The sequence below is a fragment of the Marinomonas pontica genome (genome assembly GCF_036322735.1).
Lineage (GTDB): Bacteria > Pseudomonadota > Gammaproteobacteria > Pseudomonadales > Marinomonadaceae > Marinomonas > Marinomonas pontica.
Window position 1 is genome coordinate 3,431,412 of record NZ_AP027271.1, and the last position, 24,693, is coordinate 3,456,104.

At 44.8% G+C, this 24,693-nt stretch carries 23 protein-coding genes and 2 pseudogenes; 11 read left to right on the forward strand and 14 right to left on the reverse strand.

The window, feature by feature from the left end:
* Window positions 1–10 precede the first annotated feature (10 nt).
* Genes AABA11_RS16150 through AABA11_RS16160 form a run of 3 tightly spaced genes read right to left on the reverse strand, consistent with a single transcriptional unit; the run spans window position 11 to window position 2,696 of the window.
* The gene (locus AABA11_RS16150; protein ID WP_338269473.1) at window positions 11–1,015 is read right to left on the reverse strand and encodes a YecA family protein; all 1,005 of its coding nucleotides are present in this window, start codon (window positions 1,013–1,015) and stop codon (window positions 11–13) included.
* 18 nt (window positions 1,016–1,033) lie between these two features.
* On the reverse strand, window positions 1,034–2,383 hold the full coding sequence (locus AABA11_RS16155; RefSeq protein ID WP_338269475.1) for a type II toxin-antitoxin system HipA family toxin: 1,350 nt from the start codon (window positions 2,381–2,383) through the stop codon (window positions 1,034–1,036).
* The gene (locus tag AABA11_RS16160) at window positions 2,373–2,696 is read right to left on the reverse strand and encodes a helix-turn-helix domain-containing protein (protein ID WP_001926636.1); all 324 of its coding nucleotides are present in this window, start codon (window positions 2,694–2,696) and stop codon (window positions 2,373–2,375) included. Before AABA11_RS16160 ends, AABA11_RS16155 begins: the two co-directional genes overlap by 11 nt.
* Before the next feature lie 313 nt (window positions 2,697–3,009).
* On the opposite strand from AABA11_RS16160, the gene AABA11_RS16165 reads away from it, so the two are divergent.
* Window positions 3,010–3,177 (forward strand): nucleotidyltransferase domain-containing protein, encoded by a 168-nt coding sequence (locus tag AABA11_RS16165; protein WP_338269480.1) that lies wholly within the window; start codon window positions 3,010–3,012, stop codon window positions 3,175–3,177.
* A 64-nt stretch (window positions 3,178–3,241) separates the two neighbouring features.
* Window positions 3,242–3,544 (forward strand): annotated as a pseudogene (hepT, locus tag AABA11_RS16700) (type VII toxin-antitoxin system HepT family RNase toxin); the annotation flags it as partial.
* 22 nt (window positions 3,545–3,566) lie between these two features.
* Here hepT and AABA11_RS16170 read toward each other — a convergent pair.
* Window positions 3,567–4,400, reverse strand: a complete 834-nt coding sequence (locus AABA11_RS16170) for an ion transporter (RefSeq protein WP_338269482.1) — start codon at window positions 4,398–4,400, stop codon at window positions 3,567–3,569.
* A gap of 253 nt (window positions 4,401–4,653) precedes the next feature.
* Here AABA11_RS16170 and AABA11_RS16175 point away from each other — a divergent pair, with 253 nt between their 5' ends.
* Window positions 4,654–4,788 carry a hypothetical protein gene (locus AABA11_RS16175; protein ID WP_265727483.1) on the forward strand — a complete coding sequence of 45 codons (135 nt, stop codon included), beginning with the start codon at window positions 4,654–4,656 and terminating at the stop codon, window positions 4,786–4,788.
* Window positions 4,789–5,007: 219 nt separating this feature from the next.
* Here the strand turns inward: AABA11_RS16175 and AABA11_RS16180 are convergent, their stop codons facing one another.
* Window positions 5,008–5,232, reverse strand: coding sequence for a hypothetical protein (locus AABA11_RS16180; protein ID WP_338269485.1), 225 nt, complete (start codon window positions 5,230–5,232; stop codon window positions 5,008–5,010).
* Window positions 5,233–5,535: 303 nt separating this feature from the next.
* On the opposite strand from AABA11_RS16180, the gene AABA11_RS16185 reads away from it, so the two are divergent.
* On the forward strand, window positions 5,536–6,036 hold the full coding sequence (locus AABA11_RS16185; RefSeq protein WP_338269487.1) for a hypothetical protein: 501 nt from the start codon (window positions 5,536–5,538) through the stop codon (window positions 6,034–6,036).
* A pseudogene (locus AABA11_RS16190) lies at window positions 6,036–6,878 on the forward strand (IS3 family transposase); the annotation flags it as partial. The gene AABA11_RS16185 and the pseudogene AABA11_RS16190, both read left to right, overlap by 1 nt.
* 73 nt (window positions 6,879–6,951) lie before the next feature.
* On the opposite strand, the gene AABA11_RS16195 reads toward AABA11_RS16190, so the two are convergent.
* From AABA11_RS16195 to AABA11_RS16215, 5 genes are all read right to left on the reverse strand, one after another.
* On the reverse strand, window positions 6,952–7,983 hold the full coding sequence (locus AABA11_RS16195; protein WP_338269489.1) for a virulence RhuM family protein: 1,032 nt from the start codon (window positions 7,981–7,983) through the stop codon (window positions 6,952–6,954).
* 40 nt (window positions 7,984–8,023) lie between these two features.
* Window positions 8,024–11,167, reverse strand: a complete 3,144-nt coding sequence (locus AABA11_RS16200) for a DEAD/DEAH box helicase (RefSeq protein WP_338269491.1) — start codon at window positions 11,165–11,167, stop codon at window positions 8,024–8,026.
* Window positions 11,168–11,326: 159 nt separating this feature from the next.
* On the reverse strand, window positions 11,327–11,851 hold the full coding sequence (locus AABA11_RS16205; RefSeq protein ID WP_338269493.1) for a hypothetical protein: 525 nt from the start codon (window positions 11,849–11,851) through the stop codon (window positions 11,327–11,329).
* The gene (locus AABA11_RS16210; RefSeq protein WP_265219567.1) at window positions 11,848–12,153 is read right to left on the reverse strand and encodes a transcriptional regulator; all 306 of its coding nucleotides are present in this window, start codon (window positions 12,151–12,153) and stop codon (window positions 11,848–11,850) included. Before AABA11_RS16210 ends, AABA11_RS16205 begins: the two co-directional genes overlap by 4 nt.
* 231 nt (window positions 12,154–12,384) lie before the next feature.
* Window positions 12,385–13,272 (reverse strand): LysR family transcriptional regulator, encoded by an 888-nt coding sequence (locus AABA11_RS16215; RefSeq protein WP_338269496.1) that lies wholly within the window; start codon window positions 13,270–13,272, stop codon window positions 12,385–12,387.
* 93 nt (window positions 13,273–13,365) lie between these two features.
* Here AABA11_RS16215 and AABA11_RS16220 point away from each other — a divergent pair, with 93 nt between their 5' ends.
* Entirely contained in the window at window positions 13,366–13,683 is a 318-nt protein-coding gene (locus AABA11_RS16220; RefSeq protein WP_338269497.1) for a DMT family transporter, read from the forward strand.
* Here AABA11_RS16220 and AABA11_RS16225 read toward each other — a convergent pair.
* Complete coding sequence (locus AABA11_RS16225) at window positions 13,680–14,486, reverse strand: AraC family transcriptional regulator (RefSeq protein WP_265727474.1); 807 nt, start codon at window positions 14,484–14,486, stop codon at window positions 13,680–13,682. The genes AABA11_RS16220 and AABA11_RS16225 overlap by 4 nt on opposite strands.
* Before the next feature lie 94 nt (window positions 14,487–14,580).
* Between AABA11_RS16225 and AABA11_RS16230 the strand changes: the two genes are divergently transcribed.
* Window positions 14,581–15,783 (forward strand): MFS transporter, encoded by a 1,203-nt coding sequence (locus tag AABA11_RS16230; RefSeq protein WP_338269500.1) that lies wholly within the window; start codon window positions 14,581–14,583, stop codon window positions 15,781–15,783.
* A gap of 40 nt (window positions 15,784–15,823) precedes the next feature.
* On the opposite strand, the gene AABA11_RS16235 is transcribed toward AABA11_RS16230, so the two are convergent.
* Entirely contained in the window at window positions 15,824–17,728 is a 1,905-nt protein-coding gene (locus AABA11_RS16235) for a sensor histidine kinase (RefSeq protein WP_338269501.1), read from the reverse strand.
* Between the two features lie 4 nt (window positions 17,729–17,732).
* Window positions 17,733–19,937 (reverse strand): EAL domain-containing protein, encoded by a 2,205-nt coding sequence (locus AABA11_RS16240; protein WP_338269503.1) that lies wholly within the window; start codon window positions 19,935–19,937, stop codon window positions 17,733–17,735.
* A gap of 251 nt (window positions 19,938–20,188) precedes the next feature.
* Between AABA11_RS16240 and gmk the strand changes: the two genes are divergently transcribed.
* The 4 genes from gmk (at window position 20,189) to AABA11_RS16260 (ending at window position 23,711) form a co-directional block, all read left to right on the forward strand.
* Window positions 20,189–20,812: a guanylate kinase gene (gene gmk, locus AABA11_RS16245; RefSeq protein ID WP_265727470.1), complete on the forward strand. Its 624-nt coding sequence runs from the start codon at window positions 20,189–20,191 to the stop codon at window positions 20,810–20,812.
* Window positions 20,813–20,869: 57 nt separating this feature from the next.
* Window positions 20,870–21,094 (forward strand): DNA-directed RNA polymerase subunit omega, encoded by a 225-nt coding sequence (rpoZ, locus tag AABA11_RS16250; protein ID WP_265727469.1) that lies wholly within the window; start codon window positions 20,870–20,872, stop codon window positions 21,092–21,094.
* A 62-nt stretch (window positions 21,095–21,156) separates the two neighbouring features.
* Window positions 21,157–23,274, forward strand: a complete 2,118-nt coding sequence (locus AABA11_RS16255; RefSeq protein ID WP_338269504.1) for a RelA/SpoT family protein — start codon at window positions 21,157–21,159, stop codon at window positions 23,272–23,274.
* 50 nt (window positions 23,275–23,324) lie between these two features.
* Window positions 23,325–23,711, forward strand: a complete 387-nt coding sequence (locus AABA11_RS16260; protein WP_024024215.1) for a RidA family protein — start codon at window positions 23,325–23,327, stop codon at window positions 23,709–23,711.
* A 75-nt stretch (window positions 23,712–23,786) separates the two neighbouring features.
* On the opposite strand, the gene AABA11_RS16265 is transcribed toward AABA11_RS16260, so the two are convergent.
* Window positions 23,787–24,632 (reverse strand): NAD-dependent epimerase/dehydratase family protein, encoded by an 846-nt coding sequence (locus AABA11_RS16265; RefSeq protein ID WP_265727467.1) that lies wholly within the window; start codon window positions 24,630–24,632, stop codon window positions 23,787–23,789.
* Window positions 24,633–24,693: the final 61 nt, after the last annotated feature.

A 24,693-nucleotide genomic window follows, 5' to 3' on the forward strand; every position in this document is an offset into this window, starting at 1 on the left:
GATGACCTTGCTATTTATTTATGGTGAATTGAAAAGTTTGTTTCAATAAAGGCAGTACCTGTACCGTCCTACCAACAGATTCCGTGTTTAAAAAACTTCTTGGATCAAGGGTCACAAATCCCCAAAACTGTAAAAATCGCTCAATAAACCGTGATTCGATGAGTATGCTTAAGTTTCTTTCCGGCGAGAAGTAATCATCTGCTGGGAAACCCTGTAGTAAATCTGGGAAAGCCACTTTCACCTCTTCAACCAGCAGATCTACACTACTGTGGCTTTGAATACGCCACAGCATAAACAGCCAAAAGGTTCGCAAGTCGGCATCAAACTCAAAACCGTCCAAATAGCCCCAGTTATATTTGCTGATGGCGGCTGCTAACATAGGTTTAAAAAATGCTTGTATACCTAACACCTGATACTGCTTTTGCACTGATTTTTTCACATGGTAGCGGCCGCTACGTCGATAAATAATACCGCTAATTTCGGCAAGCACTCGGGTGTAGTGCAAAGCATTAAACTTGTCTTCGTTGCTGCCCGCAAACTCGCTGATACTAATGTTACGTTCGAATTGAGCAACGGCAAATTCGGGCAATAACTCACTGGCCTGTTTGACTAATTTAGTCGGTAAGTTGCCTTTAGTTGTGGCTTTGAAGGAGCCTTCTTGCGCCATGGCATCATCAAGAATGAGCGCTAGATAACGCATCACAGGGCTGGCAGAAAGAGAGTCGGGAGTGCTGATTGTCACCCACTGTAATTGATCAAAAGGCGCATAAAGCCAATTGGCCATTTGCGTTGGCGTTACGCCACAAAAATCGGGATGAGGTTGATTATTTCGATCCTGCACTTTGTGTTGCAAAGCTGCGTTGAGTTCATCAAGGCTCAAATTTGGGTTCATGGCCAGCATAGCTTCAACATCATCGAAAACTTGGGCATGTTGCTTGGAAACGCTGCTCATACAACAATGTTTAAATTTTTTACCACTACCACAATGGCAAGGATCGTTTCGGCCGAGCTTCATTGTTATCCCTTCTTATTGTTATAGAAAAAGCGCTGCGTTTTCTAGTTTGCGCTGATCCAGTGTTTTAGTAATCCCAGCTACTGTTGTTTTACTGATCCCTTGTTGCTGTGCAAGATAAGTAAATTGGCTGATGGCTTCTGCGACTTCTTCAATAACTTGCTTTGCATCATTCCAATTCGCAAAGCCAGCACTAGTAGCAAGTTTTTGCATCACCTTAAGCGATGGCGCTTTGCCATAACCGCCGAACGCAGTGGCGTGTTCGTTGAATGGATGCGGGCTGTAGGTAACATCGTAAAAAGGGGCAGGGTTCCATTGACCGTCATCCGCTTGCAAAAACGCCCAGTTTTTACTGTGGTCGTCTTGATTAGACGACAGCAGGTTAAAAACGGCACGGCGAAATTGCAGTTGTCCAGCCGCTGGCGATTTACACAACTGACGGCTGGCTTTAATTAAATCAATGTAATCTAAACTTGGCGTTCGAAAGTCTGCATCCAGTAGCCCGCAAGCGCTGTGCATATGCAATCGACCTGCACTGCGCTTTCTGCCTAAGTCGGCCTGTTCAGTGACATAATCAAAACGCTTAAGCGCTAACCAGGCAGGCGCACCGCTGGTAGGTGGTGCTTCAATGAGTTGCCATAGCGGTGGTTGACACTTAGCAAGTTCTGCCATTTGTAAATAAACCGCCTCACACAAACCTTCTTCATGCCCGAGCGCGAGATTTTTCGAGGTAAACTTAATCAGCCAAGCCTCATCTCTAGGCTGAGCAAAGGTTCGACAATGCTGAGTTTCCCCTGCAGGCATATAAATCTGCGCCTTGGGCCTTGCTCCACCCGAACTACCACCGGCGACTAATGCGGCCAACACCTGTTGCGTATGCCCATCTAACTCATCGTGATTTTCATCCATATAATCTGACATTGAAGCATCGAACAGCGTTTGTGCTTCTAAGCCCAAGGTTGCTAAATCAATGTCCGCGTATGTCGTGGCTGAAAACTCAGACACCGGTGAAAAAGACAATGCTCCCATGCCTTTATCACCGACAAAGGCCAGTCTATCCATCGCCGTTAATTGATTAGGCAGGATGCCCTTTTGCCGGAAAATACGATCTTGTAACAGCATGCCCCAGCCATCGGGTAAACAATCTCCAAATACGCCATGTACACCTTGGTGCGGCGCTTTAGGAGCGACTTGAACTTGCGCGTTCGCATGCAAGGTAAAAGGTGATAAGTTGCCAAACTGCTGCAAATAGCTGTCTGCATACTGGAAAAAAACGCCTTGCCGATTCTGCGCCAAGACCCCTACTGCAACCTGCTCACCTGAACTTAAGGTGCGAGTCACGGCGAGTTTTTGAATGGGTTTAAAACTCATCTTTTAGCACCTCATCAATACTAGAGGGCATAGTGACCCGTTCTTTGCTAGGTTGTGTGAGTTGATAGAGCCTCTCTAGCGAATCAAGGGTCTGCCATAGCAACAGCAATTGGCGAAATGAAATTTGCCCGGTCAGCTCAAATTTCTTAATGGTGGCCGCAGGTACGCAGCTTCGCTCAGCAAGCGCCGCTCGTGACAGCTTTGCCTGCTTTCGTAACTCACGTAAATAAGCCGCATAGGCGTGGCTTACATCGGTATCATCAAGTAAGGTAAATTTCATCCGCAAAGGCCAAATGGATACAGTCATATCCATTATAGCGAAATAAAACAGAAAGTGGATATTATTGTATCCATTATTAAATAAAGTGTTGAAAAAATTACTCGATAAAGCCCTTCAAAACTGCTATGTTTTAGCTCTAACAGCAGCATAAAAACGACACTGTTTTTCCATTGCTAACCACTAAGATTTAGTAAAAGCCATAGGCAAGTGGTGGGCAGTTTGGTGGGCAAACAGGCATTTTTGAACGGTTTCTTTTCGGTAACTTATTGATTTTTTGAGGGTCTAGACCGCTACTCAATGAGCAGATCCAGAATATTGAGTAACCCAAAAAACTAGAGATGACGCCATGCTAGATAAAGCGAACCTAACCCAAGCGGTAAAGCAGCTGATGCCTGATGTCAGGCTGATTTACTTGTTCGGTTCACAAGCCGATGGCAGCGCTACACCCTCTAGTGATATCGACATCGCCGTGCTACTGGATAAAAAATGGATTCAGTGGCACGCTTCGATCTAGAACAAACGTTAGCAATCGAGTTCAATCAAGATGTAGATTTAGTTGATCTGCTAATGGCTTCGACACAGACTACACCAGCCAAGATTCCATTATTCTAAATCTACAGCGCGCCTGCGAAGCCAGCATTGATGCTGCCAATATAATCAACAAACAACACCAAACCGGCATTCCACAGAGTTGCCGCGACAGCTTTGAGCTACTAAAAAAAGCAGGCTTGATCTCTGCGCCACTGGCCTTAAACCTCCAGAAAATGGTCGATCTTCGCAATGTCGCGGTTCACGACTATCAAACGCTTAATATAGACATCGTCAAACATATCGTGGAACACAGATTAGGAAACTTTGAAGACTCTATTGCAGAAATATAAATGCTTTAATCTAATCCTCCTTTTATTCCTGCGGTTTATTAATGTCTCGACGTAATGCCTTTAATTCGTGTTGGAGCTGCTGCATTTGCTCTAGTAACTGTTGCTGGGTAGCCTTTTCCGCATCTATCTCGTCTTTGTGTTCATCATCATGCATGGTTTGTACAGCATTAACGATGACGGCGATGAATAGGTTCAGCATGGTGAAGGTGGCGATCAGGATAAAAGGCACAAAGAACGCCCAAGCATAAGGAAAAGCTTCCATGACAGGCCGCGCAATCCCCATTGACCAGCTTTCTAGGGTCATCACTTGGAACAAGGTATACAGCGAAGCACCTAGGCTACCAAACCATTCAGGAAACGCCTCACCAAACAGCTTAGTCACCATGACCGCAGCCACGTAATACACCAGCCCCAACACCATGGCGATAGACAACATACCGTTCAGGGATTTGATCAAGGCACCGACTATTTTTCGCATCGATGGCACAAAGGTCAGTACACGTAATACTCGCAATACTCTGAGCGCACGCAGCACAGCAAACGGGCCACTGGCTGGAACTAAGGCGATCCCCACGACAATAAAGTCGAAGACATTCCAACCGTCTTTGAAAAAGGCAAAGCGATGCACAAACAAGCGGATACTCAACTCAGCCACAAATACGGCGAGAATGGCTTTGTCCAAGGCGATTAAAAACGGACCAACAGCAGCCATGATATCTGACGAGGTTTCTAACCCTAGAATCACCGCATTAACTAAAATCAATGCCAGCAAGATACGCTGTACCGTGATGTTTTCAATAAACGCTTTTGAACGCTGACGAATTGAATTCGCAGGCACAAACAGTGTACTGGACATGCGCCACCTCAATGCTAGATTATCCCAAGAGTGGGTTAAATTGACGCCATTCTATGCCAGAGCTAGGATAGGTCAATCTCTTTTGGTGTAAATACATGGGCCTGTTTAAGGATTTTTCCATAAGATTTTTCGTCAGAAAGAAAGAACAAAAATGGGTAAACCCCTTTATCCTAAGTTAAATCAAAATAGTGAGTCATTTCTTACAAAATTTTTTGGTAGTGTGTAAAAACTCCAAACAAAAAGAGGTTTGAACATGAAGTTTCCATTATTAGTCATTGCCGTAACACTGGCCTTATCTGGCTGCGCAAATACTTGGGAAGGCGTGAAAGAAGACTCCTCAAAAGCGTACAACAGCACGAAAGAAACGATTCATGAAGCGACTGAATAAGTCGATTTTATAAGTCATGACCGTATTTTAAAGCCCACTTTTACGCTATGTAAAAGTGGGCTTTTTCATAATCTACAGAACAAGCATGGTTTCATAAAGCAGCTGTTCAATACTTTGTCGACTGTCCATCACAGCAATCAGTACAACCTTGCTCGCCTCTTCATCGAATAAGATTTAATTGTCGTTTTAAACACTGGCGTAGCGACAACTTGGAAAGACTTAGACATCAAATGCTTCGTCCAAGGACAACTCGCCCTTTTGGTTCAAACTACGCTCAGAAAGGTTGATCAGCTTAAGCAAAGCAATGGTTTTTTGCTGCTCATAGTAAGCCTGCGAGGCCTGCACAACATACACCTCTTTACCGTTCTGAGTGACGTGCAAAGGATCATCTAAAGAGAGATTATTCGCGTTTGCTTTTAGGTATGACACAGTTTGAATATTCATAAAAAGCTCCATAAGACTAATATATAGATCATTTATAGACCGATAATTTGCTTAAGCCTACACCACGTTTTCTCTAGCACTCTGGCAAAAATAGATTAATTCGCCTTGATATAGTCTAAGATTATAAATTTTATAAAATTAATAGCTTATATCGAATTCAAAGTTACCAAAATGATCACTATTATAAGACTTACAACTCAGCCTTGTACGCAGCGATTCAGTTACGCTGGCCGTTAAGGCGAAAAAACCGACTTCTGAAGTGACCCCCAATAGTTGGACTATCCAATTACTGGGGGTCTTTTTATGTCTAAATACAACAGAGCGTTTAAGTTAAAATTAGCCACACTTGCTCAATATGAAAGTTCAAGAGAACTCGGTCGTAAATTCGGAGTGTCATCAGGACAAATCCGTTACTGGTCATTAGTTTTTCAAATACATGGCGTTGAAAGTTTTCGTCATGAAGGCCATCCTTATTCATCTCACTTCAAGTTAAACGCAGTGAAGTCCATGCAAGCAAATAAATGGTCTCTTGCTTACTGCTGTGCGTACTTTGATTTATCTTCTCCAGGTATTTTATTTCAATGGCGATCCCTTTATTCTCGTGAAGGTACTCTACGACTTACTTCACGAAAAAAAGGCATGCCCAACATGAACAATACTTCGACGACGCCAACTCCCTCAGAACAAATGACCGAAAAAGAACTGAGAGAAGAATTAGAGTATTTGCGTGCTGAGAATGCCGTTTTAAAAAAGTTAGAAGCCTTGGCTCAAGCCAAAAAGAAAAAAGCAAAGAAAAGACTCTAGTAGTCAATGAGCTCAAGGCAGAATTTAACTTATCTTGTTTGCTTAAAGTGACAGGGTTACCTAGAAGCGTTTATTACTATCATCGTAAAATGCTAGCTGTTGTTGGGCCTGAGGCTGGGCTAAAGGCGCAAATACAAGCTATTTACCATCAACACAAAGGTCGATATGGATACCGTAGAATCACACTGGCATTACGTTCAGCAGGTACTCTTATTAACCATAAGCGAGTTCAACGCCTTATGAATGAACTAGGGCTCAAATCAAAAGTTCGACCGAAGCGATATAGATCTTATAAAGGGCATGTAGGAAGAATAGCTCCAAATCTCGTTAATAGAGAATTTGTGGCAAATAGGCCTAACCAGAAATGGGTAACGGATGTCACTGAATTTAAAGTGGGAGACAAGAAGGTTTACCTGTCTCCTATTATTGATCTTTTTAACCGAGAAGTAGTGAGCTATGAAGTACGTCAATCGGTGAAGCTCTCCTTAGTCACAGATATGTTGAAGAGCGCGACAGATAAATTAAAATCGCATGAGAAGCCCATTGTTCACTCAGATCAAGGTTGGCAATATCAGAATCGACAGTATCAAAACCAGCTTAGAGAAAAGGGATTAATACAAAGTATGTCACGCAAAGGAAACTGTTTGGATAATGCCGTTGCAGAGAGCTTTTTCGGCATACTGAAGACAGAAATGTTCCACAATAACGTGTTTAGAAATGCCGATGATCTTATTGAGAAAATCAAAGAATACATCGATTACTATAACAACGAGCGAATTAAACAGAAACTAAAAGGCCTGAGTCCGATTGAATATCGAAATCAGGCCTTGCTAGCTGCTTAGAAATGAGTCCAACTTTATGGGGTCACTTCACTTTCTGGTCGGTTTTTTCATATCTAGGCTTAGGTGTCATTTTTTACTTATCCCCCGATCCTTCACTCTCAACCTTTTTGACCATTTTATCGAAGTCACTTTCAAATAACCGATCCTGTACGACTCGATACTTCTCAAATTCTGATTCTGCAAAGTCTTTGGCGATTTTTGCGCTGATTGATCCGGCATTAGTCAAAATATCTCTATCGTCAAACTCTAAGAACATATCCAACCGCTTCGACCAATCTTCCATCGTCATGGGGATATTACGCCTTGCACGACTTTCCGCTAAATCAAGATACGCGTTGACGATTAACCCTAACGACTGAAGCTCATCCTGACTGAGATAATTTTTAGCTACGCCCACATCGGTTTTTAACACCTTTCCTTCTGGCCCTTTCGCCCAATGAGTCAGTCCCATATTTGGCTTATTGCTATCGGCTCTCGCTTTGATCAACTCGGCGGCAGTCTGTCCATGAATCGCAAAATACAGTTTGTTTTGCACTGTCGCAAAAAAGGATTGAGTCGTTGGCGCATTTTTATTGTAATCAACACTGGTTGCGTAAATATCGGTGATCTTCTGATAAAAACGTCGTTCAGAAAGGCGAATTTCACGAATTTCTTCCAGCAAGCGCTCAAAGTAATCTTCACCCAGAAAGCTTCCGTTCTCCATGCGCTCTTTATCGATCACATAACCCTTGATAGAAAACTCTCGCAACACCTGAGTCGCCCACTGACGAAACTGAGTCGCTCGCACAGAATTCACGCGATAACCGACAGAGATAATGGCGTCTAGATTGTAAAAATCTATATTTCGATTTACCTCACGGCTGCCCTCAACTTGAACTATCCGGAATTTCCGGATGGTTGCCTCTTGATCAAGCTCTCTTAGTGAGTAGATATTTTTTAAGTGTTCACTGACCGTTCGCACATCAACGTCGAACAACTCAGCGATCAGCTTTTGAGAAAGCCAAATAGTGTCTTCTTCATAACGGGCCTCGATGCTCTTCTCACCAGATTGTCCAGTAAAAATCAAAAACTCAGCCGTGCTATTACGGATTAACTTGGTAGTCATTGGCCTTTCACTCTCTTACATTGCGTTTCAAAAACACTTTCTACCCCACCGCCAGTTTAGCCGCTTGCTTCCACATAAAGTTTGGCATGGCTTGTTGTAATCGCCATGTGATACTCATTGGTTGGCTGCCAGTATGAGAAATATAATCCACTTCGCCAAAATTCACGAAACTCATTGTACGACCATTTTCATCTTTGCTTTGTTCACGTACAAATAGGAAAACACGCTTACCATTTTCATTCTGTTCGACATAGCTAAGCCCTTTTCCTCTATCTGGTCGCGCGCTATTTTGCGACTGCCAGTGAAATAAGTGCTCGTTAATTGCATAGTCGTGATACATGGTAGTAGGAGAAAATTGCTTTTCATTTTTATTCAGTGTGACAAACAAAATCTCTACATTGTCTTCTTTGATTTCTAACACACCTTCACGAGCAGGCGAGCGCTTTTCAAATGTTGACGCGCCAAAGCCGACCAAAATTTGCTCTCGAGTATAGCGAGCGTGTGACGTTAGCGGATTAGATATCATGTCTAACATAGGCAATTCTTGATGCTGAATACGGTTGATCAAAATCGTCAACACATCAACAAGCTCAGCTCGTAAATGCACATTTTCAAGCGCTTTCAGACTCACTTGCAGCGAAGAAAAACCCAGCTCAACACCACTTTTTTGCCAAAAATCATAATGGCACATGAGCGCCATCCGTTGATCCATGTCGTCGCTCAATACAAACTTGTTCTGACATAAGTCACGTAGAAAACTCAAATAGCGATAAGAGTCACAGACAAGAAATCGAGTATCAATTGCCCGTTTATAAATCGTGTGTAGCTCTATGCTCTTCAATTCTTGGACCTGATTAACGTTTGCTTCGTTTACTAAAGTGGCCCAGCTGTCTTTCTTATAAATATCTTCCAGGTCGATTTGAGGGTGCATTTTGAGAAAATTGGCTAATGATAAATCCAATGTGAAATCTTGCTCAAATTGGCGAATCATGCCCAATAATCGTGAACGACTCACGCTGGCTTGACGAATATTTTGCAGCACCATTTCTTGGGTGCGTTTCGTCAGCTCAATTCGACAACCTAACGGCGCTTGTGGGAAGCCCTGTTTAATCTCTTCACTAATCGCTCGATTACTTTTACCAACTAACGCTCTGAACTTACTGGCAAAATCGTACTCTGGACGAGAGTTACCGACAAAATCCAAAACGGTGCAACATTCTTTACCATTAGCCAAGCGTAAACCACGACCTAACTGCTGTAAGAAAATGGTGAGACTTTCCGTCGGTCGTAAAAACAACAAGGTATCGACTTCTGGAATATCGACCCCTTCATTGAAAATATCGACGACACACAACACATTAATTTCACCGGACCGAATTGCCTGTTGCTTCTGCTGACGCTCATTACTGTTATCACTGGTCAGTACGTCCGCCTTAACGCCTTTTAACAGTAATTGTCGCACCATGTAATTCGCATGATCGCGACTCACACAAAAGGCCAATGCCTTCATTTGATGGAGATCTGTGACGATTTCCTGCAAACTCAGCAATATTTTATCAAAACGTGCTTGGTTATGTGTGTATAGGTTTGTCAGCTGAGCAATATCATAACGACCACGGCTCCACGAGATATTGCGCAGATCAGTCTCGTCATCTATCCCAAAGTATTGAAAAGGAGAAAGGTGACGTTGATTTATCGCTTCAGGCAAACGCAATTCAGCAGCAATAACCCCACCAAAATCGCCTAAAATATCACCACCATCATGACGCTCCGGTGTCGCTGTCAGTCCTAGCAAAATATTCGGTTGAAAGTAGTGTAATACTTTACGATAACTCGTTGCCGCGATGTGATGAACTTCATCAATCACGATGTAGTCGTAAAAGTCTGCGGTTAAGCTTAGCGACTCTAATTGGTTATTAAGGGTCTGAATAGAAACAAACAGTTGACGATAATGTTCTGGTGTATGACCGCTAACCCATAGTTCACCAAACGACCCATTTCGCAAAACACCTCTGTAAGCCGAACGTGCTTGTTTTAGAATTTCTTCACGATGCGCAATAAATAAAAAGTTAGCTGTTGGTTTCGTTTTTAAAAACTGCGCAAAATCAAACGCTGAAATCAGCGTTTTCCCTGTTCCCGTAGCGGCTACAACAAGGTTTCTAAAACGTTGATGAACACTGCGCTCAACGGCTAACTGCTCTAAAATTTCGAGTTGATGTGGAAATGGTGTGATGTCGAAAAAATGCGACTGACTAGCATCACTATCGCCTCGCTGCTGCTTCAAAGCCCGTTTCAATTTCGCAGAGCTGGTAGCGTCACCACTAAACGCTTCAAACTCATTAGATGCCCAATAGGTCTCAAAGGTACTCAATGATTTATTAATGATGTGCGGGATTTCTTGGGACGTGATTTTTAAATTCCATTCAAGACCACTGGTGAGCGCGGAATGGGACAAATTTGAAGACCCAATATAGCCCGTATGAAAGCCAGTATCACGCAAGAACAGATAACTCTTCGCATGAAGCCGCTCTCGCTCAGTGTTGTAACTTAGCTTCACTTTGGTATTAGGCAGACTGGCTAAATACTCAACCGCTTTAGCGTCAGTAGCACCCATATAGGACGTCGTAATGATTTTTAACTCGCGACCGCTTCGGGTAAATTCTTCAAGCTCTCTTCGAAAAATGCGAATCCCAGCCCATTTAATAAAAGATACTAACCAGTAGATTTTATCGGCAGAAAGGATTTCTCGTTTCAACTCAGATTCAAGAGATAAGCCAGCGTTGCTGCCACAAAAAAGTTCACTTTGAGTCAACCCTGTCAGAGGAAAAATATCTTTTACATATTGCTTCAAGTTAGCAGCAACAGGGTTTTCTAACTCATATAAAGCAGTAAGTATTCTACCTTGGCAATCCAGTAGATTTTCATCAATAAAATCATCATCTTGCAGTCGCTCTTTGAGCCACAGCATTAGCTGATTCGCAAAGTAGATTTGTTCCTGTAGCTGATCATCACCAGACGGAATAGAGTTCACGGCAAACTCTAAAATACGGCTCAAAAATCGGGAAAGCCAAACACCCGCTTCGCTGGCTTCAAGCTGACGTTCGCCAATGTAAAAAGTTTGCTTATCTAATCGCGAAGAGATCAGCTGAGTAATTAACTGCTCATAAATGCCAACTTGCTGCATGAGTAATTCAGAATCCTTTGATTAAGATGTATATGTCTAAAACGATTAGATCAAACAGATTTACAAAAGGAAGCCATGCTTCCTTAAACGATCATACGTATTAAAAACCACGGAGTTAATAGCAATCCCTCGCCATAGTTAAGCAAAGTCTGTTTTATATCAAACCTCCGTCACGCACGCTTTTGGCCTAGCACCGCCTAACGATGAGCCAGGAGAAATCAACATTTTTAGCCAGCGATAATATTCATCGCTCTCAATATTGTCGTCTTTTTCTATTTGGAGAGCGACATATTCCAACTCGCGTAGAGAGGCCATAGGCGGTGCAGCAAACTCGCTGTTGTTATCTAAAAAGTCTGTCGAACCAGTGAGTCGACTCGTTGTCCGTAAGCCTTTGTTAAATTCAATGGCGGCTCGTCGCTGCATGAGAATGCGACCCCAACGATCCGGCGATGAATCCAAAAATGCGCGGAAGTTTTTATCAGGTGAATCGTTATGCAGTTCACCATCATGAAGCGTTAGCAGTGGATCTATCTGTAAGCGGTAATCCGATGCTAGAAAGGCTTTATCGTAAGCAAAGCTAAACACACCACCTCGGCTGCTTTCTGCGAACGTCAGCTGCCCCTCTAACAAAGGCGGGTCGATAGGCATCCAATGGGCATAAACATCCACCACTCGACGGCTCATTTCCTGCCCTCCAGTAGCTTAATGTTTTGCAGCTTAACGCCTACTTCGTCATGGGCAGCCAGTGTCGAGAAATTGTCCTCCATACCAAGCACGGCCATGACTTTAATATAAGTACCAATCGCCACGCCCGGATCACCCGCAAAGACTTTGTTCACTGTTTTGTTATCAAACCCTGTACGGTCACAAATCAATTGCTTGGTAAAGCCTCGTCGCTTAGCCGCCAACAACAAATCTTCACCGAACACACGCAAGACCTTGAGTTGCTTGGGAAATAACACTCGGTGCATGTCTCTCTTAGGCATTTTATTTATCCCTATTTAAAAGCAGGACTGTATTCCTATATTTTAAACCATTATAGGAATACAGTCCTATCTTGATGAGCCTGCCCGCACATCCAAAATGTTGTATCAGTTCATTCCCCCAACAAGCCTTTATTGTCTTGCCAACAAGCCTCCAGTTGTTTTTCTATCAGACGCACGGTATCTGGTTTCACACTTAAAGATAAAACAACCAAAAAACTCTTTTCACCCTGCCTACCGCTCAGCAGAAAAGGCGTTTTTCAACGCATCAAAAAGCCACTGAGAGGCAATACCGCGTCGCGCCCCTTTCATGAATACCAAATCCACAGGCACAGACCATGGTTTGTAGTCGAAGGCGACGTCGATCTTGTGTATGTCACCTTGTTTGATCAGTGGGTCGACTAAGGCGACGGGCAAATACGCCCAACCGATTTGCTGTTGAACCAGTTCGAGCACAGCGTGGTAGCTTGTACACCACCACGCATTAGGCGTCATACTAATAAGCACTTGTGACTCTCGCTTTTGCTTACCCCTAACAGCCACCTGACGAAAAGGAGCAAGGTCGGATTCAGACAGAACTTTTTGTGTCGCTAGGGGAAAAAGAGGATGGCACACCGCCACAAAGTCCACGCCGCCGACGTAACAAAAGTCCACTTTTTTGTTCACCTCCACTTCAGAAAACATTACGCCAATGTCCATGTCGCCGTTAACAACGGCATCGATAATATCCGTTGATGCGATCGACATAACATCCAGCTGTACCAGCGGGAATTCGCGAGCAAACTGCGCCAAAACAGCCGAGACGTGAGGCGCAAACAATGCATCATCTACCGCTACGGTCAGGTGGCTTTCTTCATGGCGAAGTATGGATTCGGCAATCTTTTCAAACTCATGCGACTGCGCTAATAAGGCTTTCGCGCTGCGCAGTAAGCGCTCCCCTTCTGGCGTTAGGGTTGGGCTGCGCGAGGTTCTGTCAAACAGCTCTACCCCCAAATCCAGCTCTAGGTTGCTAATGCCATGACTCACGGCCGATTGAACTTTGCCCAAACGTCTGGCGCACGCGGAAAACGACCCGAGCTCGGCAGACAACACCAGCATATTAATTTGCTCTAGACTCAACATATGAATAATTTCGATAGTTATTAACTTTTATACATCATATTTATTGATAGTCTAGCGCGCAAATACATTGTCTTCGAAAATAAGGAGAAAGGCATGAGTTGGGTATATTTGTTGTTGGCTGGGTTGACGGAAATCGGTTGGCCAGTTGGCCTAAAAATGGCGCAATCAGGTTGCTCAAAAATATTAGGCATAGCCATGGCGATTGGTTTTATGGCTGTCAGTGGTACCTTGCTGTGGTTAGCGCAAAAAGAAATCCCTATGGGAACCGCGTACGCTGTATGGACAGGCATTGGAGCGTCCGGAACCTTTTTACTAGGTATTTGGTTTTATGGCGATCCGACATCCTTGCTTCGCTACATGGGCGTGTTACTGATTATCCTTGGCGTGGTGGTGTTAAAGTTTGCCCACTAACGTCCCCAACGCTCTATCCGATACTGCCTTGGGGATTTGCCCAGCGCTTTTTTAAAAAAGGTAATAAAGGCACTGACTGAGTCGTAGCCCAGTTCTTCGGATATGGTTTGAATGGGCAGGTTGATGGCAAGTTTTTGTAACGCGAGCACAATGTGCAGTTGGCTGCGCCATTGACCGAACGTCAGCTGCACATGACGCTTTATCATACGGGCTAACGTTCGCTCGCTCATGGCGAAATCGTTGGCCCACTCCCCTAGTGTGCGTTTCTCGTGTGGTTTTGCAATCAATGCAAGCGCAAGGCGATGCAGCGTTGGCTCATCTGGAATAGGGAAATCAAACTCTTCTCGTTCTTGCTTCACAAGCTGATCAAGCAGCACAGTCACCAGCCTGTCTGTCGCTGAATCCGGCGAATAGTTGGGAGCTTGTGTAGCAAGGTAGGTAGTGAGTTCTCGTAACAATGGCGTGACTGTGATGGTGCACGCTGACTCAGGCATCGCCAAGTTAGCCGAATCTGCAAACAACATACACACATCCGCGCGGGGCGAAATCTGATTACGGTGCATAACCATGCTGGGAATCCATACCGCGCAACGAGGTGGAACCAACCACATTTTGTCATTAATAAAGCTGGTCACAACGCCAGTTAAGGGCATCACAAGCTGGCCTTTTTGATGATTATGCCAAGGTGTCTCTTCGATGTGTGGTGCGGATTCTGAACGCAACACCAGAACTCGCTGCGGATAGGAATCGGCAAAGTGTAAATCTGTCACAAGACGAGATGACAATTTGTCTGGATTTAGCAATTTACTGTCCAAATGACCAAATTAAGTTAGAAGATTAGCACCTATAATACGCGCTCAACAACCCACCTTGATGTCGACTGTTAGTGGAATATTCATGAAATCATTACAACGCTTAGCGCAACATGACGCTGCGTATTTATTATTATTTATTTTTTTAGTCGCACTGAGTTTGCGTGGTCCGGTTACTGGGCTACCGCCATTATTAGAACGAATTAGTTTGGATTTGTCATTGAGCAGCTCCCAATTGGGGTTGCTCACTAGCTTGCCTTTATTGGCGTTTGCGGTGTTTGCCCCAGTGGCGTCTTGGCTAACGCGGCACTTTCGCATTGAACGCATTTTGGCGTCAGGCGTGGGTCTCATTGCCCTGGGTATGATGATCCGAACGTTTGGTTCAATCAGCACTTTGTACCTTGGTGCCGTGTTGATTGGTGCAGGGATCGCGATTGGCAATGTGCTGCTGCCCAGTTTGCTGAAACGTGAATTCCCCCAGTATGTGGTTCAGCTGACGGCGATATACGTGTTGATGATGAGCATTGGTGGTTTTTTGATGTCGAGTTTTGCGGTCCCTTTGAGCGTGTACGCAGAACAGTCGCCTTTCGATTTGCCCATATCAGGCTGGTCATTTGCATTAGCGTGCCAAAGTGCGCTGATTATATTGCCTTTGGTGGTGTGGTTTAGCTGCAAAATAACCCAGCACCAAGCGCCACAAGACAGTCAAATTGATACCGCGTCCAGTGTCTGGCGCTCGCTGACAGCGTGGCAAGTGGCTGGTTTCTTAGCGGTGAATTCGTTGTTGAATTACATTGTGGTGGCGTGGGTGCCAGCCATTTTGATGAGCCACAATTACAGCGATTCTACTGCGGGCTTGTATCAAGGTTATTTGCAATTAGCGGGGGCGCTGCCGTCGCTTATTTTGGCGCCATTTATCAATAAGTTAGGCAGTCACCGACGACTTTGTTTGTTCTCGACGGGCTTGACCTTGGTGAGTCTATCCGGTTTTTTGTTTGTGCCAAGTTGGTCGGCCCTATGGTGTGTATCGTTTGGTTTTGGCATCAGCATGGGGTTTATTTTGGGCTTGTCATTTGTGAGTTTACGAACCCACAGCCCAAAACAAGCAGCGGCTCTGTCGGGTATGGCGCAGTTGATTGGGTATACATTGGCCGCAATTGGGCCGGTGATGATAGGCGCACTGTTCGACTGGCATCAATCTTGGACATTGCCCTTGTTTGTGATGTTAGCGATTTGTTTCGTGTGGTTAGTGTTAGGCTGGATCGCAAGCCCTAAGCCAAAACAATAAGCCGCCACTTATCCCATTTGGTTTGGCAAAAAATCCCAGATCAGTTCTCTTCTTCTGTGATTTTTTGCTCCAATGGAACAGTCAACGTGAACGTTGTGCCAACACCCACCTCGGACTCAACGTCAATGTGACCTTTCATCAGCACGCTCACCCATTGGCTAACCAGGTGAAGGCCCAACCCTGTGTGTTTATTCGTACGCCCTGTTGTGGCAAATGGATCAAAAATACGTTTTTTCATTTCAGGGGAAATACCACGACCGTTGTCTTTGAGCATAAGCACCAAATTGTCGGCGTCCTGTTTCGCAGTGAGCGTGATCAACCCTTTGTCCAATCGCTGAAATCCGTGGTCTAGCGCATTGTCGATCAAGTTCTGCAGTATTTGCGACATGATTCCCGGAAAACCCAACATTTTGATATTTTGCGGTACATCGATGTGTACTTTAATCTCTGGACGTTTTTTTAGCACAGGCTTGTAAGTGAACATAATGTCACTCACAACATTGTGAAAAAAGAAGGTTTGGGTTTCCTGCGCCATTCTATCTGACACAATACGTTTGAAGCTTGATACCACCTCCAGTGCTCGAAGAAGGTTTTTTTCGGCAATAGAAAGCGAATTGTTCATGCCTTCCGCTGCTTTTTTAGAGAGTAAATCCGACTCTTTATCCAGCCAAATTTTGCACGACGACAACGCCATTCTGACGCCGCCCAACGGTGTGTGCATTTCATGAGCCAGCCCTGCGACCATTAGCCCTAACGACGATAGCTTGCTGGTCTCGACCAATTCATCCTGCAAATCCACGAGTCGTGAATTGGTCAAACGCAGCTGCTGGTTTGCCAGCTCGGCTTGCTCTTTTTCTTGCTGAACCAATTTCAACAATCGATAGGTTTCGAATTGCGCTACGATTTGACGCCACACCAGCCAAGCAATCATCAAAAAACTGATACTCGCAATGACCACAATGGTCGCAAGCATCGTCCTTTGCCATAGAGCGAATACTTCAGCGTGAGACTGGGCGACAAAATACAGTAACGGTACTTTTGTCCCCTCTTTCACCACTTCTTCTTCGTCTATATGTAGTTTTAGCAACCCCCATAATCGGTTGTCGTCGAAGATTCTTTCCAATCCATCGATGGCGTTTATTTCTTGCCAAATCTCAGGAAAGTGAGTCGCTATGTTAAATCGCGCATCTTGCGGGTAAAGAATGCCGCCCCATTCAAGGCTTTTGTTGGACGACAGCATCCAGAATCCATTCGCATCCAATATTTCCAAATTCACGCCATCTCCGCTGAACGAACGCATCAGCTCAAATAGCTTTGTCAGGTCATAATTGACCACCAGAATGCCGGGCATATTCCCGTCTATACGAACCACCCCACGAACCGTTGGTTGAAAGGGTCGCACAATTTCTTGATTTTCTATGTTGAGGTCAAGTGACGAGATGTAAACGGTGTTGTCTCCAACACGAGGGGCGTTTTTCACATAGCCTCGATCCGATTTGTCTTGCAGCTGAGACTCTGAAACACGGGTGATCACACCATCTTGGGCATTAATACGAACTAACTCCTGACCATTTGGCGCGATCCAGCGCACTTGTGAAATCAAGCGAGACGTCTGCGCAAAGCGACTAAATTCATCCGCAACTCGCACCTTCCAATCGTCACCCGATTCAATCGGATCGGACGCTGGAGCCTGTTGAGATATCAGGCGGGCATTCACACTGTTGCGTAGTAGTAAGGTCACACGCTTAATATGGCCAATTTCTCGACTAAAAGCGCTCGCGCTACGTGACAACACCTCCGATTCAGTCCAAGCAAGCTGACTGATTTTATTGTCTAAAAAGTAACGGTAGCTGCCAAAACTCAGTACAGAGATGAACACAGCAATGGCAGACATGCATATAAATATTTGCGTTTTCTTGCGTCCGAAATACTTTTTTAGTGTCATCGAATTATTGGCCAGATTGAACCCAGTGAATGGTATTTTCCAAAGACATTGGCTTAGCAAACAAATAGCCTTGGCCGTTCTCACAACCTAGGCTTAGCAAATGCGCTTTTTGTTGTTCGGTCTCAATGCCTTCTGCAATAACACTCAAGCCCAATATATTGCCCAATTCAATAATCATTTTCAGGATTTCAAAATCTTTTTCTGATTCTTCCATTTGCCACACAAAACTGTGGTCCACTTTTAACGTCGATACTGACAAAGTAGACAAATACGCTAGGGAAGAATACCCCGTGCCAAAGTCGTCAATATTCGTGTGCACGCCCAATGCTTTTAGCGCCGATAAATGCCTGTTTATGGTGGCTTTTTCATTAATCAATTGCGATTCCGTAATCTCTAATTCGATCAATTCAGCAGGTGCCTGCTCTTCTTCAAGAATCGTTTTAAAATTAGAAAAATAGTCTGGGCGGATAATTTCATTGCCCGCCACGTTCACCGAAATGGGCACATTGATACCAATCCCTTTAAGCGCCTTAATTGCTCGGCACGACTGACGCAACATTTGCCGATCTAACTTATCAATCAATCCACTGCTTTCGGCCAAAGAAATAAACAGCTCTGGTGAGATAAAGCCGCGCGTCTTGTGTTCCCATCGCGCTAACGCTTCGAAGCCAATTAAGGCATTGTCTTTCAGGCTCACTTTGGGCTGGAAATACGGCACTATTTCATTGTTTAGAATCGCCTCTCGTAAATCTTGCAGTAACTCATAACGGCCAAACATGGCAGAGGCCAATTCATTGCAAAAGGCCAAATACGCCACACCATCGTATTTCGCCCTTGCCAACGTACTTTTTCCTACGCTGATCAGTTGCTCTGGATTATAAGAGGAGAATTCGGAAAACTTCACTGAACTGATGGTCAAATCAAGCGAATGTGTGGCCTTTTCGACCTTAATATTGGTATGTATGATGCGCTCTAAGGAGGACTCGTTATAGTCTTGGTTGTCGTAGACAACCAACATCAGGGTATCCCGTTCCAACAAAGCAATATCAGCGGTTTTATCAAAAAATTCATTTAGGTGATCATAAAGCGACAAAATAAGCTGGTCGCAATATTTGGCTCCAAGCACTGATTCGGTGTACGCCAAATCATCCACGTACACCATTAACAACGTGGCTTTTTCTCGCTCCCAAGACAGCATGTTACGAATCTCACGTAACAGCCAGTTTTTGTTGTAAAGCCCTAAAATAGGGTCAACGTAAGCTAGCTCAGTAAGCTTGTTATGCAACGCCACATTCCGAAACCCTGCACCGATATTTTCACAAAAAATTTGCAACAGGTTAATTTCATTTGCAGCCAGTGCTCGATTCAACTTCACAACGACCATGTATTCTCGTTCATCCAATTCTTTATTCGAGAAATACAACACCGAAAAGCCTTCTAGGAAAACATGACCCTTCTGCTTGCTCGCTTGTTCAACGACCCCTTTAAGAATCTCTTCTTTGCTGGCAACCGACAACAAATCTCGGTGCACATACGATGAAAACTCCCCACTGGCTGCCACAATTCGAGCGTGCTCAATCAGATCGTCTTCGGTGTGAAGAAAACAGACAATGCCGCCACTGTTTATATTTAGAAGTTGCCCTACCTCTTCTAGAATGGAGTGCGTGTATTCAACGATGTCGCTTTTTGAGGCGATTCTTTGACTGGAAGCCAATAGCAGTTGCATACCATGGCGTGCTTCCTTCATGTCGGAAAGGTGTTCCCACGTACGCAAATTACTCAGTACGATGGTTTGTAAATGCGACTGAGTCAGGTCTGCTTTGCACCAATAATCGTCAATATCATACTGATCAATTAAATCATCTACTGGCGCCATACCTGGCTGACCAGTAAGCAATACAATTCGCACCAGATCGTTCCCAATGACTTCTCTGATAGTGCGAATTAAACGCAAACCCGCCACATCGGTCTCCATCACCACATCTAAAAACATGACCGATATATCTGGATTTGCCGCGATGACAGTGGCGGCATCCGCCGCAGAAGAGGCGGTCAAAAACTCAACCTCTTTATTGTCGTAGTTCAACGCGCTTAAACCGTTAAGCAAGGCTTCTTGATAGTCTTGATCGTCTTCTACAGACAAGATTTTGCAATAGTGTCTGGACGTAGGCGTCAGCAGTGTTGGATTGTCATTAGAGGGTAAATCCATCTTAGTTTCCCTTCCATTTTTAACTTGCGGTGTAAATTAGAACGATGATTACATTCCGTTAAGAGTAGTGATATTTTTGCAAATATCTTCAATATTTAAGAAAGTTTTTGTAACCACGCATTCTCTTCAATTTGTATGACGTTATAAAGAATACACGCTATTGTCTTTACCAAGAACACACATTTGCTTCGTAGGTTTGTGATATAGTAAAACGTTGAAAAAGACATCGACAGGCGGATTAAAAAAACCCCATGGACAAACATAAAGGCAATTTATTCATTTTATCTGCGCCTTCTGGTGCCGGTAAATCGACCTTATACAAGGCGCTATTGAGTCAAGACAGCCAGGTGCGAATTTCTATTTCTCATACCACTCGCGCAGCAAGAACCGGCGAAGAACACGGTCGAGAATACTATTTCACAGACGTTGAAGACTTTTTAGATATGATTGCGGAAGATGCCTTCTTCGAACACGCCCAAGTGTTTGATAACTATTACGGCACATCAAAGGCATCGATTTTCACCATGCTTGAAGACGGCTTGGATGTTATTTTAGAAATTGATTGGCAAGGGGCGCGTCAAGTTCGACAACTTTACCCTGACGCCATGGGGATTTTCATTCTGCCACCGTCGCTGGCCTCTCTTGAAGAGCGTTTACGTGGTCGAGGAACCGACGCAGATGACGTCATCCAAAGACGCATGAGCAAAGCCGTTAATGAAATGTCGCATTACGATGAATACGATTTTGTGATCGTCAATGACGACTTCGATACCGCCTTGTCACAATTACAGTCCATTTTCACCGCAATGCGCTCGAAAACCACTGTAATGAAAGAAAAAAATACCATTCTTATAAATGATCTCTTGTCATTGTAAGAAGCCGTTAAGTAGAATTACCCTTGGAAAAATAGATAACCGAACACAGAGGTCAAAATGGCTCGAGTTACCGTAGAAGATTGTTTAGAAAATGTTGATAACCGCTTTGAACTAGTGATGGTCGCGTCAAAACGCGCTCGTCAACTTGCCACTGGCGGCGAAGACGCAAAAGTGCCTTTAGAAGGCGACAAAGTTACTGTTGTTGCACTACGTGAAATCGCAGATAACCTGATCAACGCCAAGAATGTTGATCAGCAAAAGCGCCCATTGCACGAGTTTTAATCTCTATGGTGTCGCTCAGATCACAACAGTCGCACTTCCTTTTTGCCCTAGTGAGGTGAGCGATGTATACCATTGAAGAGTTAGCACTGACCTTGAGTCAGTATTTGCCTTACGAGCAAGTCTCGAAGGTAAAACGTGCCTACTATTACGCCGAACAAGCCCACGATGGCCAACGACGTAAAAGTGGCGAGCCCTATGTCACCCATCCTCTCGCTGTCGCCGAAATTCTATCGGAACTTCGAATGGATTGTGATGGACTGACTGCGGCGCTTCTGCACGACGTTATTGAAGACACTGGCATCAGCCGCGAAGCACTCACCGAGCAATTTGGAGAAGGTGTAGCAGGCTTGGTCGATGGTGTGAGCAAACTGACTCACTTAGAATTCAATAGCCAAATTGAGAAACAAGCCCATAACTTCCAAAAAATGGCCATGGCCATGGCCGATGACATTCGCGTCATTTTGGTTAAGTTAGCGGACAGATTGCACAACATGCGCACACTTGATGCCATGCCTGCCCACAAAAAACGCCGTATTGCCCGTGAAACATTAGACATTTATGCGCCTATTGCAAACCGCCTGGGTATGTACAACGTTCGGGTAGATTTAGAATCCCTTGCCTTTCAAGCTTACTACCCAATGCGCGCACGCATGCTTCAACGTGCCATCCACAAAAAATATGGCCAGCAGCGCATTAAAGACACCCAAAAGCTGGAAGACACCATTCGATCGGAACTCGCGGCAGACTACATAGAAGCCAGTATCAGCGTTCGTGAAAAACACATTTACAGCATTTATCAAAAGATGGACAAGAAGCGTCGGTCTTTAGATGAAATCATGGATGTGATGGGCGTGCGCATCGTCACCGATCGACACGACAGCTGTTATCGAATCCTCGGCGTGATTCATGCGCTGTTCAAACCGATTGAAGGTCGATTCAAAGATTACATTGCGGTTCCAAAATCCAATGGTTACCAATCTCTTCATACGACGGTACTAGGCACCAACGGCATTCCAATGGAAGTCCAGATACGCACAGAAGAAATGGATTTGGTGGCCAATAACGGCATTGCGGCCCATTGGGCATACAAGGTCGGCGGCACATCTAGCATGCCTAGCAACCATGACCGCGCGACAAAATGGGTAAAAAGCTTGCTGGAAATCCAGCAAAAAGCACGCAACCCCGTCGAATTTGTCGACAACGTGAAAAGCGATTTATTCCCAGACGAAGTGTATGTTTTCACACCGAATGGGCAAATTATTGAATTGCCTTCTGGTGCAACCCCCGTTGATTTTGCCTATGGCGTGCACACCGAGATCGGCAACACCTGTATCTCTTGCCGAATTAACCGCCGTCTTGCACCACTAAGTACACAGCTAGAAAGTGGCCAAACGGTTGAAATCATTACCGCGAAAAACGCTCAGCCAAATGTCGCTTGGTTAAGTTTTGCAATTACCGGCAAAGCGCGTACAAATATTCGTCATTATCTAAAAGACAAACAACGCGAGAATGCCATATCGATTGGTCATCGCTTGCTCACTCGTTCGTTAAATGCGTTTAAAACCAACATTGAAGAGCTGACTACCGAGCAAATTTCACAAGTATTGGCCACGCACCAACTGAGCTCGCTGGATGATCTATTAGAGTCCATCGGCAAGGGTCGTCATGTGGGCTATCTTGTGGCGCGTGAGCTGTTCCCGAACATAGATGAAGACACCTTAATCACGCCAAAATCGTTTAAGGTTAATGGCTCTGAAGGCATGCTCATTTCCTATGCGAAATGTTGTGCACCCATTCCTGGCGACCCCATTGTGGGCTATGTTCAGGTCGATAAAGGCATTATTATTCATCATCTCAACTGCCCTAACGTTCAGGATCATCTTTCTAATCCAGAGCGTTTTATTCATATGTCATGGGGCAAAGAGATCGAAGAAGAGCTGCACATCAGCTTGATCGTGACTTACATTAATGAACGCGGTGCGGTTGCTAAGATTGCCAGCTCGATCAGTGATACGGATTTCCAAGTGTCCAATTTGGACATTATTGAACGTGGTCGAGTCAGTCGCTTACGATTGAACATTACCATTTCCAGCCGCGTTGGCCTCGCCGATGTTATGCGCCGCATCAAAGCGGTTCGATGTGTGGAAAAGGTCAGCCGAGAAACCATTGTTGGGCGCTAAGTTCATCTACCTTTACTGTTAAATGATCTTCTAAAATAGGATACGTATTTATGTCAAAGCAAGTCATTCACACTGAAAACGCACCAGCGGCAATTGGACCATATTCTCAAGCGGTTCGCGCAGGCAACACAGTGTATCTGTCTGGCCAAATCCCTTTGGTGCCAGAAACCATGGAAGTCATCAGCGAAGACATCGTGGAGCAAACCACTCAGGTTTTCAAAAACCTACAAGCCGTGTGTGAAGCCGCTGGTGGCTCTCTAGAAAACGTAGTGAAGTTCAACATTTTTATGACGGACTTGGGTAACTTCGCAACGGTTAACGAAGTCATGACTCAGTTCGTTAAGCAACCTTACCCAGCTCGTGCAGCAATGGGTGTTCGCGCGTTGCCAAAAGGCGTACAAGTGGAAATCGAAGGTATCATGGTGTTAGAAGACTAAACGCTTCGCTCTGATACTGACCACAAAAAAAGAGGCCGAGGCCTCTTTTTTTGTGGCTGACATTCCTCGCAATGGCTATTTTTTCAGTGCGCGAAACGCATCGAGCAAGCCATGATAACCCGCGACATAACTTGGATACCGCAAGCGCCACCCTTGTGAGAAAAGGTATTGGCCTTGAATGCGCTTTCCTGACGTGGGCACAAAGCCTTCGCCATTGCTCACCGCCACATTCGCACCAAGACACGTCGCTAACCACAGCTTCACTTCCCACATAGACACAGGTGTTTGATCGGTCACAATCACATGAGCTGGCAGTGTTTTTTTACTCAGCGCGCAATGTGCCAATAGCACCAGAGCAGAAACCACATCATCACGATGGATACGATTCGTCCAGCTGTTCGCTTCCCATGCCTTTCCGCTTAATACCGTTTCGAGCAGCCGAAAGCGACCCGCTCCATAAATGCCAGAGCAGCGAACGGCCACACTGGCAAAAGCCGACGCCAACAGTCGCTCTGTGTCGAGCAATACCTCAGCGGTTACCGATGATGGCTGAGCTGGCGTTGATTCGTCGATCCACTCCCCTTGGCTTTGACCATAGACACTGGTGCTGGAGACAAAAAACACAGTGGGTGGCTGATCGGTATTTTTGTATCGACGGACTAATACTTGCGCCGTGTCAAAGTACGCGGCACGGTAAGCCACTTCATTGCGCCCATTTGGCGTCATGATTAAGAACACCACATCCGCCTCAGGAAGCATGCTGTCATCCATCTCAAGCAAATCCCCTGTGATGCCTTCCACACCATGGGGAAACACAGACTGCGTGCGACGTATGCCCGTTACATGATGACCTTGTGACACCAACTCACTGGCCAAGTCCGACCCTAAATCACCACACCCTGCGATAAGAATGTTTGCCATGCGCGTTCTCCCGACAACCTAGTACAGAAATATTCGTAACGAGTATACTTTATCAAAATAT

Excerpts from the sequence above, each read along its gene's own strand:
- AABA11_RS16150 (WP_338269473.1), bottom strand. The coding sequence starts at position 1,015 with ATGAAGCTCGGCCGAAACGATCCTTGCCATTGTGGTAGTGGTAAAAAA.
- AABA11_RS16155 (WP_338269475.1), bottom strand. The coding sequence starts at position 2,383 with ATGAGTTTTAAACCCATTCAAAAACTCGCCGTGACTCGCACCTTAAGT.
- AABA11_RS16160 (WP_001926636.1), bottom strand. The coding sequence starts at position 2,696 with ATGGATATGACTGTATCCATTTGGCCTTTGCGGATGAAATTTACCTTA.
- AABA11_RS16165 (WP_338269480.1), top strand. The coding sequence starts at position 3,010 with ATGCTAGATAAAGCGAACCTAACCCAAGCGGTAAAGCAGCTGATGCCT.
- AABA11_RS16170 (WP_338269482.1), bottom strand. The coding sequence starts at position 4,400 with ATGTCCAGTACACTGTTTGTGCCTGCGAATTCAATTCGTCAGCGTTCA.
- AABA11_RS16175 (WP_265727483.1), top strand. The coding sequence starts at position 4,654 with ATGAAGTTTCCATTATTAGTCATTGCCGTAACACTGGCCTTATCTGGC.
- AABA11_RS16180 (WP_338269485.1), bottom strand. The coding sequence starts at position 5,232 with ATGAATATTCAAACTGTGTCATACCTAAAAGCAAACGCGAATAATCTC.
- AABA11_RS16185 (WP_338269487.1), top strand. The coding sequence starts at position 5,536 with ATGTCTAAATACAACAGAGCGTTTAAGTTAAAATTAGCCACACTTGCT.
- AABA11_RS16195 (WP_338269489.1), bottom strand. The coding sequence starts at position 7,983 with ATGACTACCAAGTTAATCCGTAATAGCACGGCTGAGTTTTTGATTTTT.
- AABA11_RS16200 (WP_338269491.1), bottom strand. The coding sequence starts at position 11,167 with ATGCAGCAAGTTGGCATTTATGAGCAGTTAATTACTCAGCTGATCTCT.
- AABA11_RS16205 (WP_338269493.1), bottom strand. The coding sequence starts at position 11,851 with ATGAGCCGTCGAGTGGTGGATGTTTATGCCCATTGGATGCCTATCGAC.
- AABA11_RS16210 (WP_265219567.1), bottom strand. The coding sequence starts at position 12,153 with ATGCCTAAGAGAGACATGCACCGAGTGTTATTTCCCAAGCAACTCAAG.
- AABA11_RS16215 (WP_338269496.1), bottom strand. The coding sequence starts at position 13,272 with ATGTTGAGTCTAGAGCAAATTAATATGCTGGTGTTGTCTGCCGAGCTC.
- AABA11_RS16220 (WP_338269497.1), top strand. The coding sequence starts at position 13,366 with ATGAGTTGGGTATATTTGTTGTTGGCTGGGTTGACGGAAATCGGTTGG.
- AABA11_RS16230 (WP_338269500.1), top strand. The coding sequence starts at position 14,581 with ATGAAATCATTACAACGCTTAGCGCAACATGACGCTGCGTATTTATTA.
- AABA11_RS16235 (WP_338269501.1), bottom strand. The coding sequence starts at position 17,728 with ATGACACTAAAAAAGTATTTCGGACGCAAGAAAACGCAAATATTTATA.
- AABA11_RS16240 (WP_338269503.1), bottom strand. The coding sequence starts at position 19,937 with ATGGATTTACCCTCTAATGACAATCCAACACTGCTGACGCCTACGTCC.
- gmk (WP_265727470.1), top strand. The coding sequence starts at position 20,189 with ATGGACAAACATAAAGGCAATTTATTCATTTTATCTGCGCCTTCTGGT.
- rpoZ (WP_265727469.1), top strand. The coding sequence starts at position 20,870 with ATGGCTCGAGTTACCGTAGAAGATTGTTTAGAAAATGTTGATAACCGC.
- AABA11_RS16255 (WP_338269504.1), top strand. The coding sequence starts at position 21,157 with ATGTATACCATTGAAGAGTTAGCACTGACCTTGAGTCAGTATTTGCCT.
- AABA11_RS16260 (WP_024024215.1), top strand. The coding sequence starts at position 23,325 with ATGTCAAAGCAAGTCATTCACACTGAAAACGCACCAGCGGCAATTGGA.
- AABA11_RS16265 (WP_265727467.1), bottom strand. The coding sequence starts at position 24,632 with ATGGCAAACATTCTTATCGCAGGGTGTGGTGATTTAGGGTCGGACTTG.